Source organism: Pseudomonas sp. SIMBA_068 (assembly GCF_046534705.1).
Classification (GTDB): Bacteria; Pseudomonadota; Gammaproteobacteria; order Pseudomonadales; family Pseudomonadaceae; genus Aquipseudomonas; species Aquipseudomonas putida.
Map to the genome: position 1 here is coordinate 161,146 of NZ_JAWRYI010000003.1, position 14,992 is coordinate 176,137.

Genomic DNA, 14,992 nt, shown 5'->3' on the forward strand with positions numbered 1-14,992 from the left:
CTGTCACGCTCTTGAAAGACCCCAGGCTTTGCTTTCGAGCTCATGATGACCCAAACCCCACCTGTCCTCATCCGCGAAACTTTCCCCGTAGGCCCCCTCCAGTGCAACTGCACGCTGATTGGCGACCCGCTGACCAAGAAAGCCATCGTCGTCGACCCAGGCGGTGACCCGGAGAAGATCCTGGCGCGCCTGCAGGCCCACGGCCTGACGCTGGTGAGCATCATCCATACACACGCGCACTTCGATCATTTTCTTGCTTCGGGCAAGCTCAAGGCGCTGACCGGCGCCACCCTGCACCTGCACAAGGACGACCAGGTACTGTGGGACAACCTGGAGATGCAGTGCCAGATGTTCGGCGTTCCCTACACGCCGGTACCGGCACCCGATCGCTGGCTGGGCGATGACGAAGCGCTGGCCTGTGGCTGTGGCGTGGCATTGCATACGCCTGGCCACACCCCGGGGTCGATGAGCTTCTGGTTCGCCGATGCCAAACTGCTGATCGCCGGCGACACCTTGTTCCGCCGTGGCATTGGCCGCACCGATTTGTGGGGGGGTGACCAGCGGGCTATCGTGCGCTCCATCAAGGAGCGGCTGTACCGGCTGGACGAAGAGGCCATTGTGGTGACTGGCCACGGGCCCGATACCCGCCTGGGTGACGAGATGCGAGAAAACCCTTTCGTGCGTGCCTGAGTGCACATGAAGGCACTTTCATTGAATTTTTCATTGCCGATGCAATCCAAGGCTGGCATAGATCCCTTCGTGATCTGCCGCATTTATGAATTTCAGTAGGAGCTTGTCCATGTTCACCATGCGTCGTCTGATTATCGTCGCAACTGCCGCTGCCCTGATGACTGGCTGTGCCGGCCAGAACCCTTATGACAACCAGGGTCAGGCGCAGGGCTCCACGGGGATGAGCAAGACTGCCAAATACGGCGGCTTGGGCGCGCTGGCTGGCGCCATCGCCGGTGCTGCCATCGACCACAACAACCGTGGCAAGGGTGCGCTGATCGGCGCCGCCGCGGTAGGTGCTGCAGCAGCGGGTTATGGCTACTACGCCGACAAGCAAGAGGCCGAACTGCGCGCCCAGATGGCCAACACCGGCGTGGAAGTACAGCGTCAGGGCGACCAGATCAAACTGATCATGCCGGGCAACATCACCTTTGCCACCGACTCGGCCAACATCGCCCCAAGCTTCTACTCGCCGCTGAACAACCTCGCAGGCTCGTTCAAGCAGTTCAACCAGAACACCATTGAAGTGGTCGGGTTCACCGACAGCACCGGCAGCCGCCAGCACAACATGGACCTGTCCCAGCGCCGCGCGCAGGCGGTCAGCACCTACCTGACCTCGCAGGGTGTGGATGCTTCGCGTATCTCGGTGCGTGGCATGGGCCCGGACCAGCCGATCGCCAGCAACGCCGACGCCAATGGCCGGGCGCAGAACCGCCGGGTGGAAGTGAACCTGAAGCCGATTCCGGGCCAGCAGTATGACCAGCAACAAGGCCAGGTTCAGCAATATCCCTGATTGATGCCCGGGCCCGCTTTGCGGCCCAAGGCCGCTCCCACAGGCATTATACGATCCCTGTAGGAGCGGCCTTGTGCCGCGAATGGGCTGCAAAGCAGCCCCAGCTTTTAGCGCACCACGCTGGCCTGAATCGCCGTCAGGGCAATGGTATGCACGATATCGTCAACCTGAGCCCCGCGCGGCAAGTCGTTCACCGGCTTGCGCAACCCCTGCAGCATCGGCCCCAGGCTGACCCCGTCGGCACTGCGTTGCACCGCTTTGTGCGTGGTGTTGCCGGTATTGAGGTCAGGGAACACGAACACCGTGGCACGCCCGGCCACCGGGCTATCCGGCGCCAGTTCCCGTGCAATCGCCGGGTTGGCCGCCGCGTCATACTGCAGCGGCCCGTCAATCAGCAGCTGCTGCGCTGCACCCTGCGCCAGGCGTGTCGCTTCGCGCACTTTCCCGACCTCTTCATCACTGGCCGAATCGCTTGAATAACTGATCATCGCCACCCGCGGCGCGATGCCGAAGGCCTGCGCCGACTCGGCACTCTGCCGGGCGATCTCCGCCAGTTCGGCAGCGCTCGGGTGTGGGTTCATCACGCAGTCGCCGTACACCAGCACCTGCTCGGGGAACAGCATGAAGAACACTGACGACACCAGGCTGGAGCCCGGCGCGGTCTTGATCAACTGCAGGGCCGGGCGGATGGTGTTGGCGGTGGAGTGCACCAGGCCCGATACCAGGCCGTCCACTTCGTCCAGGGCCAGCATCATGGTGCCGATCACCACCGGGTCTTCCAGTTGCTGCTCGGCCATTGGTGCGTTGAGGTTCTTGCTCTTGCGCAGCGCGACCATCGGCTCCACGTAGCGCCCGCGAATCAGCTCGGGGTCGAGGATTTCCAGGCCAGGCGGCAGGGTAATGCCTTGGGCGCGTGCCACCGCCTCGACATCTTCGGGCTTGGCCAGCAGCACGCAGCGAGCGATGCCGCGCGCCTGGCAGATGGCTGCGGCCTGCACCAGCAACGGCTCGGCACCCTCTGGCAGGACGATGCGCTTGTTGGCCTGCTGCGCCCGCTGAATCAGCTGGTAGCGGAACACCGCTGGCGACAGGCGCATCTCGCGCGGGGTGCCGCAGCGTTGGTGCAACCAGGCCGCATCGAGGTGGCTGGCGACGAAGTCGGTGATGAACTCGGCGCGCTCGCGGTCGTCGACCGGGATTTCGCGGTTCAGCGAATTGAGCTGGTTGGCGGTGTCGTACGAGCCGGTGCTGACCGACAGGATCGGCAGGCCGGCCTGCAGCGCGCCGCGGCACAGGCCGAGGATGCGCGTGTCCGGCTTGCTGTCGCTGGTCAGCAGCAGCCCGGCCAGCGGTACGCCATTGATGGCGGCCAGGCTGACAGCGAGGATGATGTCGTCGCGATCGCCCGGGGTGACCACCAGGGTACCCGAAGTCAGCAGCGGCACCGTGTTGGCCACGGTGCGTGCGCAGATGATGATCTTGCTCATGCGCCGCTGCTCGTAGTCGCCGGCGTTGAGCACCTGGGCGCCGAGCAGCTCGGCCACGTCGCGGGTGCGCGGGGCGTTCAGCTCGGGCTGGTAGGGGATGCAGCCGAGCAGGCGGAAGTCGTTGCCGCGTAGCAGGGGCGAGTGCTCGCGCAGGCGGGTGGCGAAATCCGCCATGCTTTCGTCGGTGCGCACCTTGTTGAGGATTACCCCGAGTACCTTCGGGTCGCGTGGGCCGCCGAACAGCTGGGCCTGCAGTTCAACCCGGCCGGACAATTCGCTGAGCACTTCGTTTTCCGGGGCCGATACCAGGATCACTTCGGCATCCAGGCTCTTGGCCAGGTGCAGGTTGACCCGAGCCGCGTAGCTGGCGTGGCGCGTGGGCACCATGCCCTCGACCACCACCACGTCATTGCCGACGCAGGCTTGCTGGTAGAGGCGGATGATTTCTTCGAGCAATTCGTCCAGCTGGCCGTCGCCGAGCATGCGCTCGACCTGGGCCAGGCTCAGTGGCACGGGAGGCTTGATGCCGTGGGTGCGCGCCACCAGTTCTGTCGAGCGTTCAGGGCCGGTGTCACCCGGGTGGGGTTGGGCAATCGGCTTGAAAAAACCGACCTTCAGGCCGGCGCGCTCCAAGGTGCGCACCAGGCCGAGGCTGATGGAGGTCAGGCCGACACCGAAGTCGGTCGGCGCAATGAAAAATGTCTGCATGCGTGCTTCTCGAAATAAGCGGTGCAAGAAATTAACGGCCAAGGGTAGCGCTATCGGCCCCTTGCGCGCACCAGCCGCACGTAAAAGGCTGGCCGATGCGCTGCGCGCGTTGCGCCGGGTCGAGCACCCAGGGGCGTGCCTGCCACGGCGGTTGGTGGCGCAGGTGCTGGGTATGGCCGCAAGACAGCTCGGCCACCCAGTGGCCTTCTTCGTCCTGATGGAAGCCGGTGATCCGACTGATGGGCCGCTGCTCGTCCGCAGTGCGTTCGCAATCGGACGATGGCTTGGTTACACTTGTCCGCTCTACATACTTTTGCAAAAGGTCTTGCCCCATGCTGATCGCCGCCAACAAGGCTGTCTCCATCGACTATACCCTGACCAACGACGCCGGGGAGACCATCGACAGCTCCGCCGGTGGCGCGCCGCTGGTCTACCTGCACGGTGCCGGCAACATCATCCCGGGCCTGGAAAAAGCCCTGGAAGGCAAACAGGCCGGTGACGAGCTGAACGTTTCCATCGAGCCGGAAGACGCCTACGGCGAATACCTGGCCGAGCTGGTCAGCACCCTGAACCGCAGCCTGTTCGAAGGCGTTGACGAGCTGGAAGTAGGCATGCAGTTCCACGCTTCGGCACCGGACGGCCAGATGCAGATCGTCACTATCCGCGACCTCGACGGCGACGACGTCACCGTTGACGGCAACCACCCGCTGGCCGGCCAGCGCCTGACCTTCCAGGTCAAGGTAGTCGACGTGCGTGACGCCAGCGAAGAAGAAATCGCTCACCGTCACATCCACGGTGAAGGTGGCCATCACCACTGATTTTCTGCGCTAAGCTCAGAAAGTCGCCAGGCGCTCGGGCAAGCCGATTTGCCTTCCTACGGGAGGTGGACGGTTTGGACGGGCGCCTTTTTATTGGGCGGAATTCGCCCGCGCGGCAACCGGGAACCTGAGAGGGGATGTCATCATGAGTGCATTTCACGACCTGAAACTGGACGCGCTGAACGGCGGGGAGCTGCCCCTCGCACCGTTCAAGGGCCAAGTGGTGCTGGTGGTCAACGTTGCCTCCAAATGTGGTCTCACGCCGCAATACAAGGCTCTGGAAAACCTCTACCAGGTTTACAAGGCCAAGGGCTTCAACGTGCTTGGCCTGCCATGCAACCAGTTTGCCGGGCAGGAGCCGGGCAGCGAAAAGGAAATTCAGGAATTCTGCAGCCTCAACTACGGGGTGAGCTTCCCGCTGGGGGGCAAGCTGGAAGTCAACGGGCCGCAACGTCATTCGTTGTATCGCCTGCTGGCGGGCGAAGGGGCTGAGTTCCCTGGCGACATCAGCTGGAACTTCGAGAAGTTTCTGGTTGGCAAGGACGGGCGGGTGCTGGCGCGCTTCTCGCCGCGCACGGCGCCGGATGACCCGGCGGTGGTGCAGGCAATCGAAAAAGCACTGGCCTGAAAGTCTTGCGCGGTCCCTGTAGGAGCGGCCTTGTGCCGCGAATGGGCCGCAACGCGGCCCCTCGATGGCTTTGACATGGAGATCCGGGGCCGCCATGCGGCCCATTCGCGGCACAAGGCCGCTCCTACACAGATCGCGTCGCACCCAGCCGCGAAGCGGGTGAGGTCGCAGCCTGGTTCCGGGCCGCATCGAGATACCCCTCAAACTGCTCGACAATCGCCGGCCAGCCCTGGCGGCTGGCATGCTGCCGCGCATTCAGGCGCACACGGCGCAAGGTTTCCTCTTCCTCCAGCAGCCAGCAAGCCGCATCGACAAACGCCGCCTGGTCTCCCGGCATGGCCAGCGCCCCGCTGTGGCCATGGCGAATATGCTGCGCAGCCGCCGCCTCGTCATAGGCAACCACCGCCAACCCCGAAGCCATGGCTTCGAGCACCACATTGCCAAACGTTTCGGTCAGGCTCGGGAACAGGAACAGGTCACCGCTGGCGTAATGCTCGGCCAGCACCTCGCCGCGCTGGGCGCCGCAGAACATGGCATCCGGCATCTGCTGCTGGAGGGCGGCGCGCTGCGGGCCGTCACCCACCATGATCAGGCGCAGGCGCTTCTGTGGATAAGTCGTCTGCAGTGCCTCAAGGCAAGGCCGCAGCAAGCCAAGGTTCTTTTCCACCGCCAGCCGCCCGACATGCAGCACGGCGAGATCGTCCGGGCCCAGCCCCCAGCTTTCGCGCAACGCCTGGCTTCGCCGGGCCGGGTTGAACAGGCACGCATCGACACCCCGAGCGAGCAGTTCCAGGCGCTCGAAACCACGGCGCTCAAGCTCCAGGCGCTGGCTGACACTGGGCACCAGGGTGATTGCCGTGCGCCGATGGAACCAGCGCAGGTAGTGGGTGAGCAAGCGTGCCAGCAAACCCAGGCCGTACTGGCCGGAGTACTGCGGGAAGTTGGTGTGGAAGCCGCTGACGACCGCGATTCCCAGGCGCCTGGCCGCGCGCAGTGCGCTGAGCCCCAGCGGCCCCTCGGTGGCGATGTACAGCACATCCGGGCGCTGCCGCCGCCAGCGGCGCAACAACTTGTGCATCGACACCTCGCCCCACTGCAAACCGGGGTAACCAGGCAGCGCCCAGCCACGGCAGAGCATCAGGTACGGGTCGTTGTGCACGGGGGCTTCGCCGGCTTGGCGCGGGCGCACCACCTCCACCTCATGGCCGCGCTGAAGCAGCCCTTCGCCAAGGCGGCCAAGGGTGTTGGCCACGCCGTTGATTTCGGGTGGGAAGGTTTCGCTGACCAAGGTAATGCGTAGGGCGGGTGTATTCATGACAAAAAGTTTCCGCCTGCCGGGTTGCGCCAATGTGACTGCAATGTGACGTACAGATGACGCCTGACCGCTGACGCTTTCGCCTTTATGAATATTTCGTTGCGCGGTGCTCAAGAAGGTGCAACCGGCAGCCGATGAAGATGCATTCGACTAGGTGATGCGCTCCAGGAGTGCGGTGATGTTCAACAGCAAGCTCAAGCAAGAAATCCGGCAGCTGCGCGAAGATCTGATGTCCGTGGAACAGGTCAAGAGTAGTCTCGACAGCGAGATGCTGGTACTTCAACTCGACCCACAGGGACGGATCGAGATGGTCAACGGCAACTTCGAGAGCGAAATGCTCTACCGTTCCGATCAATTGCTTGGACGCAACATCGAGGACATCGTCCCAGCCCATGTGAAGTCGCTGGATTTCTACCAACGCATGAAGAGCGCGATCAGCCGTGGCGAGCATTTGAACGGCGCCTTCCGTCTGCTGCGTGGCAACGGCCAGGAAGCCTGGCTGCGGTCGATCCTGCAGCCGGTGAAGAACAGCGAGGGGCGCATCAAGTACTTCACGCTGCACTCCAGCGACCTGACCCGCACCATTGAGACGTCTCGCGAGCACGAAAGCCTGATCAAGGCGCTGATGCGCTCTACTGCAGTGATCGAGTTCGACCTCGACGGCACCATCCTCACTGCCAACGAGCGTTTCCTGGCCACAGTCGGTTATCGCCTTGAGCAGATTCGCGGCAAGCACCACCGTATGTTCTGCGAGCCGGAGGAGGTTCACTCGGCCGGCTATCAGGCGTTCTGGGACAAGCTGCGCCGGGGTGAATACGTTGCCGAACGTTTCAAGCGTATCGATGCCCATGGCCGGGTAATCTGGCTGGAGGCTTCGTACAACCCGATCTTCGATGCCCACGATGTGCTGTACAAGGTGGTCAAGTTCGCCACTGTGATCACCGACCAGGTCAACCAGGAGCAGGCCGTGGCCCAGGCGGCAGATGTCGCCTATAGCACTTCGCTGGGTACCGATGTCAGCGCGCGCAAGGCCACCGAGGTGGTCACCCAGACCGTCAGTGTGATGCGCGGCCTTGAGGCCTCGATGCAAGAGGCGGCGGAGGGCATCCAGGCGCTGGACACCCAGTCACGGGTGATCGGGTCGATCATCAAGACCATCAGCGACATTGCCGGGCAGACCAACCTGCTGGCCCTTAACGCGGCCATTGAAGCGGCCCGCGCGGGCGAGCAAGGGCGAGGTTTTGCCGTGGTTGCCGACGAAGTGCGCCAGCTGGCTTCGCGCACCAGCACCGCTACCGAGGAAATTGCCCGGGTAGTAAAGCAGAACGAGCAACTGGCGCAGGCGGCGGTGGAGATCATCGACACCAGCAAGCGCCAGGCCGAGCAGGGACTGGCGCTGGCCGATGAGACGGGCAACGTGATTGTCGAGATCCAGGACGGGGCTAAGCGGGTGGTGGATGTGGTGGGGCAGTTTTCCAGCCGGTTGGGGCAGTAGAGCCCCAAGCAGATTTGGTCTGCCTTTTGGTGGACCCAATGTCTTTCACCATCACTCAGGCTGCCGCCTCATCTTGTAGGAGCAGCCTTGTGCTGCGAAGAGGCCGGTAAGGCTGAAGATTATCTTCGGCTGCAATGGCCTCTTCGCAGCACAAGGCTGCTCCTACAGGGGGGCGGGTACACATCGGCAGTCAGTTACGCTCCCGCACCCAGAACAATGTAGCCCCGGCCACCGCCGCCGGCATCATCAGCACGTTCACCCCTGGGATCATCAGTGCCAGGTAGGTGATGCCGCCAAAGCCCAGCGACTGCCAGCGCTTGCTGCGCAGCCAGGCGAGCATGTCCTGCCAGCTCATCTTGTTGTTGTCCGCCGGGTAGTCGATGTACTGAATGGCCATCATCCATACCCCGAACATCAGCCACAGCGGCGCGGCGATTACGTTGACCACTGGGATCAGCGACAGGATGAACAGGCCGATGGCCCGTGGCAGGAAGTAGCCCAACTTGCGCATTTCGCGGCTGAAGGTGCGTGGCACCATGGCCACCAGCTCGCCCCAGCTGAACGCCGGGAAGGTGTCTTCGCCACGCACCACCACTTCGACCTTTTCCGCCAGGAAGCCATTGAACGGCGCGGCAATGATGTTGGCCACCAGGGTGAAGGTGAAGAACACCATCAGCACCAGCAGGGCAACGAACAGCGGCCAGAGTATGTAGCTGAGAAAGCTCAGCCAGTCTGGCAGCGTTGGCATCAGGGCATCGAGCCACAGGCCGAACTGGTGGCCGGCGAAGTAGACCATGCCACCGAACAGCAGCAGGTTGACCGCCAGCGGCAGCAGCACGAACAACCGCAGGTTGGGGCTCAGCACCAGTTTCAGGCCTTCGCGCAGGTATTGGGGGCCGGAGAGGACAGGGGCTTGCATCGGGAGACTCCGCAGAGAAGGAAAACGCGCTGACCTTACCGAGTTTGCCGCGCCGACGAAAGGTGGCTGGCAAGCGGGACACGGGCTGTAACAAAAGCCCCAGGGCTGGCCTATGAATGAAATCAATGAATAGACCGTGCCTATGAGGTGGATTGTCTAAGGATATTTCCTTAATCTTTGCGACCTCGCTACAGTGCGCTCAACTTTCCGCTTTTCGGGCCTGCGCGTTGTAGCCTTCCCCAAGTGCTGCGTGGGTCCGTTTTAATTTTCCAGCTGGCGCAGCCGGTACACCGATGCCGGCCCGTGCCGCCGGCTCGACAGGAGTTCGACATGTCTGAAGTACGTCATTCGCGCGTCATCATTCTCGGTTCCGGCCCTGCCGGTTACAGTGCTGCAGTCTACGCTGCCCGCGCCAACCTCAAGCCGCTGCTGATCACCGGCATGCAGGCGGGCGGCCAGCTGACCACCACCACCGAAGTTGACAACTGGCCGGGCGACCCCCACGGCCTGACCGGCCCGGCCCTGATGCAGCGCATGCAGGAACACGCCGAGCGTTTCGAAACCGAAATCGTCTTCGACCACATCAATGCTGTCGACCTGGCCAACAAACCGTTCACCCTGCAGGGTGACAGCGGCAAATACACCTGCGACGCACTGATCATCGCCACCGGTGCCAGCGCCCGCTACCTGGGCCTGCCGTCGGAAGAAACCTTCATGGGCAAGGGCGTTTCGGCCTGCGCCACCTGCGACGGTTTCTTCTACCGCAACAAGCCAGTCGCCGTGGTTGGCGGCGGCAACACTGCCGTGGAAGAAGCGCTTTACCTGGCCAACATCGCCAGCAAGGTTACCTTGGTGCACCGTCGCGAAACCTTCCGCGCCGAAAAGATCCTGGTCGACAAGCTCAACGCCCGTGTGGCCGAAGGCAAGATCGAGCTCAAGCTCAACGCCACCCTGGACGAAGTGTTGGGTGACAACATGGGCGTAACCGGTGCGCGCCTGAAGAACAACGACGGCAGCAGCGACGAAATCAAGGTCGACGGCGTATTCATCGCCATTGGCCACACCCCGAACACCTCGCTGTTCGAAGGCCAGCTGACCCTCAAGGACGGCTACTTGGTGGTCAACGGCGGCCGTGAAGGCAACGCTACCGCCACCAACGTTGAAGGTGTGTTCGCTGCAGGTGACGTGGCTGACCACGTTTACCGTCAGGCCATTACCTCGGCCGGCGCTGGCTCCATGGCGGCCCTGGACGTAGAGCGTTACCTGGACGGCCTGGCCAACGCCTCGTTCTGATCAGATAGCGCCCCAAAAAAACCGGCTGAAAGGCCGGTTTTTTATTGCCTGCGGTCAGCTCACAGGCTCAACCGCATGGACAGGTCCACTGCTTTCACATCCTTGGTCATGGCACCAATCGAGATGTAGTCCACGCCAGTCTCGGCAATTACCCGCAAGGTCGTCTCGTTCACCCCGCCGCTGGCCTCCAGCTTGGCCTTGCCCGCGTTAATACGCACCGCTTCGCGCATTTCGTCCAGGTTCAGCTCGTCGAGCATGATGATGTCCGCGCCCGCTGCCAGCGCCTCGCGCAGTTCATCCAGGCTTTCCACTTCGATCTCTACCGGCTTGCCCGGCGCAATTCGGTGCGCCGCCGTTACGGCCTCGGCAACACCACCGCTGGCGGCGATGTGGTTTTCCTTGATCAGGAAGGCGTCGTACAGGCCGATGCGGTGGTTGTCGCAGCCGCCGCAGGTAACCGCGTACTTCTGTGCCAGGCGCAGGCCGGGCAGGGTTTTGCGGGTGTCCAGCAGGCGCACCTGGGTGCCTTCCACCAAGTCGGCCAGGAAACGCGCACGGGTGGCGACCCCCGACAGCATCTGCAGGAAGTTCAGCGCGCTGCGCTCGCCGCTCAGCAGCGAGCGGGCCGGGCCTTCCAGGTGGAACAGCGGCTGGTTGGCCGTGGCGCGATCACCGTCGGCCACCTGCCAGTGCACGGCCACACGCGGGTCGAGCTGGCGAAACACGGCGTCGACCCAGGCAGTGCCTGCAATCACGCAGTCTTCGCGGGTGATGATGGTGGCCTTGGCCAGGCGCTCGGCCGGGATCAGCTGCGCGGTGATATCGCCACTGCCGATGTCCTCCAACAGTGCGCGGCGCACGTTGGCTTCGATTTCAGCGGTCAGGTCGGCAAGGCGTAGGTTCGGCATGGTCGGCTCCACAAGCTAGATGCCGGCGATTATAGGGCAGGGGGCCGATGTGTACAGCCGCCCCGGCCATGACCTTTGGTCGGTCTTCGTGAGCAATGCCTGCAAACGAGGGTCATTAACCCGTCCATGAATCGGCGCTGGCAGCTGTGCGATTTTTTACTGATAATGGCGACCAGTATTTGGCGTCATAGCTTTGACGATTTACAGCCCCTTCGGGCATGACACCCTGCAAGGAGTCCAGGATGCAAAAAGAAGGCAAGGTGGTGCCCCTGGCGGCAGCCATCGACCGAGGGGGGCGCACGCCTCTGCCTTGCCTTCCGGTGTTGCTCCTGCAAGTGCGCGACAAGGCTGCGCTGCAATTGCGCCAGGGCTTGCAGGCGCTGTTCGACAATGCTGACGACACCCTGTTCGAGATGGCCGACAAGGCCGTTGATCGCTGCGACCAGAACCTGTACTTCGAGGCCATGCGGGATCTGCGCCTGAAGCGCAAAAGTATCGAACGCGGCTTCCTTGATACCTTCTATGACGCCTACGCCCGCATCGGCCAGGTCGACCTGCTGGCGCATCTGGTAGAACCCGGCAATCTGCGTAGCAAGGTGCAACTGGAACGGGCTGCGGCCATCGAAGGCATGGTCGCGCGGGTGCTGTCGCGCGATGGCATTGCCCTGCAGCAACTGGGCCTGCGCTTGCAGGCCTTGCTCGACCGCCCCGTGCATGAGCAGCGCAACCCGCTCGGCCCTGCTGCATTGTGCGGGTACTTCCTTGAAGCTGGCCGTAACCTGGGGGTGGGCTTACGGGTCAAACTGGTCCTGCTCAAGCTTTTCGAGCGTTATGTCTTGCGCGATGTCGACGTCATCTATGCCGAAGCCAACCAGTTGCTGGCCGTCGCCGGTGTGCTGCCCGAGTTGCAACCGGCCCCGCGCCGGCGTGCCGAAGACCGGCGCATGAGGGCAGGACGAGGGCCGGCAAGCCAAGGCCAGGAAGTGGGGGCGGATGCGGCAGGCCAGGCCTTCTTTGCCTCGTTGCAAACCTTGCTGGCCCCGGCGCGCGGGCAGTTCGCACCGCGATTGCAGGCGGTGGCTGCGGCCCAGTCGATCAGCACCGCCGACCTGGTCCGCCTGCTTTCGCATTTGCAGCACTACTTGCCGGCTACCGGCGAGCCTGATGATTTCGAGCTCGGCCAACAACTCGAACAACTGCTGCTGCGGGTCAGCGTGCGCAGTGGCACGCGCCGGCGCATCGCCGTAGCCGACGAGGACATGATCAACCTGGTCGGCCTGCTGTTCGCCTGTATTCAAGGCGACGACAACCTGCCGGCCAGCCTGCGTGCGCTGATCGCGCGCCTGCATATCCCGCTGCTCAAGGTCGCCCTGCTGGACAAGGGGCTGTTCAGCCGGGCCAGTCACCCTGCACGCCGGCTGCTCAACGAAATCGCAGGCGCAGCCATTGGCTGGGAGTGCGGTGGCGAAGGCCTGCGCGACAGCCTGCACTTGCGAGTAGAGCGCATAGTCCAGCGCTTGATTAATGATTTTGCCGAAGATACCGGCCTGTTTGCCGAACTGCTCGACGAGTTCCTTGCGTTCAACCAGGAGGAACGGCGGCGCAACGAATTGCTTGAGCAACGCACGCGCGACGCCGAAGAAGGGCGTGCCCGTGCCCTGCAGGCGCGGCAGCAGGTGCAGCGGGTGCTCAACCAGCGCCTGCGTGGCCGGGTCTTGCCCTTGGTGGTGGTGCAAATGCTGGTACAGGCCTGGAGCCAGGTGCTGCTGCTGGCTTGGCTCAAGCAGGGTGAAGCCTCCCAGGCCTGGCGAGATAGCTTGCAGACGGTGGACACGCTATTGGCTACTATCACCCCCGGGCATGAGCCGCAAACCCTGTTGCAGCAGGTGCCGGGCCTGCTCAAGGCGCTGCGCGATGGCTTGGCTAGCGTGGCCCTGAATTCGGCGGCAACCCGTGAGTTCTTCCTGCAACTGGAGCAATTGCACCTGCGTGCCTGCGCAGGCGCTGAGCTAACGGTTGGCCATGGCCAACCCTTGGCCGAAGTGCTGGTGGACGAAGATATCGTGCTGGCGATTGCCGAAGAACCGTCCTGCGCGCCTTTGCACATTGCCGATGGCCAGGCTGCAGCGTTGCGGCAGGTGCAGCGCTTGCGTATCGGGACCTGGGTTGAAGTACTTGATGACGACGAACCGCTGCGCTGCAAGCTGGTGGCACACATCGACAGCAGCGACAGGCTGGTGTTTGCCAACCGCACCGGCATGAAGGTGCGAGAGTGGAGCGGCGCGGGCCTGGCGCAGGCGCTACAGCGGGGGGACGTGCGGGTGCTGGATGACGGATTGTTGTTCGAGCGGGCGCTGGAGGCGGTGCTCGACGGGCTGCGGCAACCGCAGGTGCGGTAACCGGCAACATTACAATCATTCACATGCCAACGGCGTTGGCGGCAGGGCATACTGTGGTTCTGTTCAAGGCGCTTTCAGGATTTGCCCCATGCAATTGGACCGTGCCACTGGCTGGTTCCACGGAATCGGAATCACCCACTGCCCCTCGCCGAACTTCAATGCCCGCCCCGAAGGCGAAGTGATTTCCCTGCTGGTGATACACAACATCAGCCTGCCGCCGGCCTGCTTTGGTACCGGCAAGGTGCAGCAGTTCTTCCAGAATTGCCTGGACCCGAACGAACACCCTTATTTCGCCAGCATCAGCCAGCTGACCGTGTCGGCGCACCTGTTCGTCGAACGTGACGGGGCGGTGACGCAGTTCGTGTCATTGCTGGAGCGCGCCTGGCACGCGGGTGTGTCGTGCTTCGACGGGCGCGAAGGCTGTAACGATTTTTCCATCGGCATCGAGCTGGAAGGCACCGACGACCTGCCCTACACCGATGCCCAGTACGGCGTGCTGGAGCAGCTAACCCGGCACATTCGCAGGGCCTGGCCGGCCATCGACCTGGGCCGCATTCAGGGCCACAGCGACATTGCCCCGCAACGCAAGACTGACCCCGGCCCGTCGTTCGATTGGCCGCGCTACCGTGAAGCGTTGCTGCACAACGAGGACAAGGCATGAGTTTTCTGGTGTTGCTGCTGGCACTGTGGGTCGAGAAGTTTTCGGCCCTGCGCCATCAAGTGCAGCGTGATGGGTTCTTTCTTGGCGAACTGGTACGCCTGGAGCGCAGCGGCAAGGTGCACCCCTGGTGGACGCTGGCCATCCTGGTGTTGGCACCGGTAGCGCTGCTGGTGTTGCTGCTGCATGTGCTGGAGCCGGTGGCCTATGGGCTGTTGGCGCTGCCGGTGCATCTGCTGGTGTTGGTCTACAGCCTGGGCCGTGGCGATGCCAAGGCGTCGCTGGGACCGTTCCGTGATGCCTGGCGACGCGGTGATGATCAAGCGGCGCTGCATGTTGCAGAGCGCGACCTGGGCGTGGTGGCGGACGAGCCGCATAGCCTGTTGGTGCGTGTGCAGGGCAACCTGCTGTGGCAGGTGTACCAAGGCTTTTTCGCGGTGATCTTCTGGTATTTCGTGCTGGGCCCTGGTGCGGCGCTGGCTTATCGCCTGCTGGCGCTGTGCGGCGAGCACAGCCAGCAGCCTGCGTTGAAGGCGCGGGCCGAACAACTGCGGCACATCATGGACTGGCTGCCGGTTCGCTTGATGGCGTTGAGCTTTGCGCTGGTGGGCAACTTCCTTGCAGTGACCCGGGTGATGCTGCACGAGGTGCTCAACTGGCACATCAGTGCTGCGCACCTGGTGGCGCGGGTGGGGCGTATTGCCGATGACATTCCCGATGAAGAAGACAGCCAGCGTGGGCTGGGGCGGCTGGACAGCCTGTGGGAGCTGCTGCTGCGCTGTGCGGTGTTGTGGTACGCCGGGTTCGCGCTGTGGACCGTGCTGGTTTGACATAGGGTCGCC

At 63.3% G+C, this 14,992-nt stretch carries 13 protein-coding genes and 2 pseudogenes; 10 read left to right on the plus strand and 5 right to left on the minus strand.

The features are described 5' to 3' along the window. Positions 1-45: 45 nt before the first annotated feature. On the plus strand, positions 46-690 hold the full coding sequence (locus SB756_RS09895) for an MBL fold metallo-hydrolase (protein ID WP_341797577.1): 645 nt from the start codon (positions 46-48) through the stop codon (positions 688-690). Between the two features lie 109 nt (positions 691-799). Beyond that, positions 800-1,522 carry an OmpA family protein gene (locus SB756_RS09900; RefSeq protein ID WP_016501466.1) on the plus strand — a complete coding sequence of 241 codons (723 nt, stop codon included), beginning with the start codon at positions 800-802 and terminating at the stop codon, positions 1,520-1,522. 107 nt (positions 1,523-1,629) lie between these two features. Here the strand turns inward: SB756_RS09900 and pta are convergent, their stop codons facing one another. Together pta and SB756_RS09910 are read right to left on the minus strand one after the other, a co-directional pair. Then, entirely contained in the window at positions 1,630-3,717 is a 2,088-nt protein-coding gene (gene pta / locus SB756_RS09905; protein WP_341797578.1) for a phosphate acetyltransferase, read from the minus strand. Between the two features lie 31 nt (positions 3,718-3,748). Further along, on the minus strand, positions 3,749-4,051 hold the full coding sequence (locus SB756_RS09910; protein ID WP_138737441.1) for a DUF3565 domain-containing protein: 303 nt from the start codon (positions 4,049-4,051) through the stop codon (positions 3,749-3,751). Between SB756_RS09910 and SB756_RS09915 the strand changes: the two genes are divergently transcribed. Together SB756_RS09915 and SB756_RS09920 are read left to right on the plus strand one after the other, a co-directional pair. Further along, complete coding sequence (locus SB756_RS09915; RefSeq protein ID WP_016501463.1) at positions 4,050-4,535, plus strand: peptidylprolyl isomerase; 486 nt, start codon at positions 4,050-4,052, stop codon at positions 4,533-4,535. The two genes, SB756_RS09910 and SB756_RS09915, sit on opposite strands and share 2 nt — an antisense overlap. Before the next feature lie 145 nt (positions 4,536-4,680). After that, complete coding sequence (locus tag SB756_RS09920; protein WP_341797580.1) at positions 4,681-5,163, plus strand: glutathione peroxidase; 483 nt, start codon at positions 4,681-4,683, stop codon at positions 5,161-5,163. Positions 5,164-5,287: 124 nt separating this feature from the next. On the opposite strand, the gene SB756_RS09925 is transcribed toward SB756_RS09920, so the two are convergent. Beyond that, positions 5,288-6,478 (minus strand): glycosyltransferase family 4 protein, encoded by a 1,191-nt coding sequence (locus SB756_RS09925; RefSeq protein WP_410910759.1) that lies wholly within the window; start codon positions 6,476-6,478, stop codon positions 5,288-5,290. Positions 6,479-6,785: 307 nt separating this feature from the next. On the opposite strand from SB756_RS09925, the pseudogene SB756_RS09930 reads away from it, so the two are divergent. Together SB756_RS09930 and SB756_RS09935 are read left to right on the plus strand one after the other, a co-directional pair. Next, a pseudogene (locus SB756_RS09930) lies at positions 6,786-7,385 on the plus strand (PAS domain-containing protein); the annotation flags it as partial. A gap of 174 nt (positions 7,386-7,559) precedes the next feature. Then, positions 7,560-7,973, plus strand: a pseudogene (locus SB756_RS09935) (methyl-accepting chemotaxis protein); the annotation flags it as partial. 190 nt (positions 7,974-8,163) lie between these two features. Here the strand turns inward: SB756_RS09935 and cysZ are convergent. Continuing rightward, entirely contained in the window at positions 8,164-8,892 is a 729-nt protein-coding gene (gene cysZ / locus SB756_RS09940) for a sulfate transporter CysZ (protein WP_016501458.1), read from the minus strand. A 330-nt stretch (positions 8,893-9,222) separates the two neighbouring features. Here cysZ and trxB point away from each other — a divergent pair, with 330 nt between their 5' ends. After that, the gene (gene trxB, locus SB756_RS09945) at positions 9,223-10,185 is read left to right on the plus strand and encodes a thioredoxin-disulfide reductase (RefSeq protein ID WP_410910760.1); all 963 of its coding nucleotides are present in this window, start codon (positions 9,223-9,225) and stop codon (positions 10,183-10,185) included. Positions 10,186-10,244: 59 nt separating this feature from the next. Here trxB and nadC read toward each other — a convergent pair whose 3' ends face one another. Beyond that, positions 10,245-11,093 (minus strand): carboxylating nicotinate-nucleotide diphosphorylase, encoded by an 849-nt coding sequence (nadC, locus tag SB756_RS09950; RefSeq protein WP_016501457.1) that lies wholly within the window; start codon positions 11,091-11,093, stop codon positions 10,245-10,247. A gap of 242 nt (positions 11,094-11,335) precedes the next feature. Between nadC and SB756_RS09955 the strand changes: the two genes are divergently transcribed. From SB756_RS09955 to ampE, 3 genes are all read left to right on the plus strand, one after another. Beyond that, positions 11,336-13,492 (plus strand): DUF1631 domain-containing protein, encoded by a 2,157-nt coding sequence (locus SB756_RS09955; RefSeq protein ID WP_410910761.1) that lies wholly within the window; start codon positions 11,336-11,338, stop codon positions 13,490-13,492. An 88-nt stretch (positions 13,493-13,580) separates the two neighbouring features. Continuing rightward, positions 13,581-14,153, plus strand: coding sequence for a 1,6-anhydro-N-acetylmuramyl-L-alanine amidase AmpD (ampD, locus tag SB756_RS09960; protein ID WP_341797584.1), 573 nt, complete (start codon positions 13,581-13,583; stop codon positions 14,151-14,153). Beyond that, positions 14,150-14,980, plus strand: coding sequence for a regulatory signaling modulator protein AmpE (gene ampE, locus SB756_RS09965; RefSeq protein WP_234227514.1), 831 nt, complete (start codon positions 14,150-14,152; stop codon positions 14,978-14,980). Before ampD ends, ampE begins: the two co-directional genes overlap by 4 nt. The last annotated feature ends 12 nt before the right edge of the window (positions 14,981-14,992 follow it).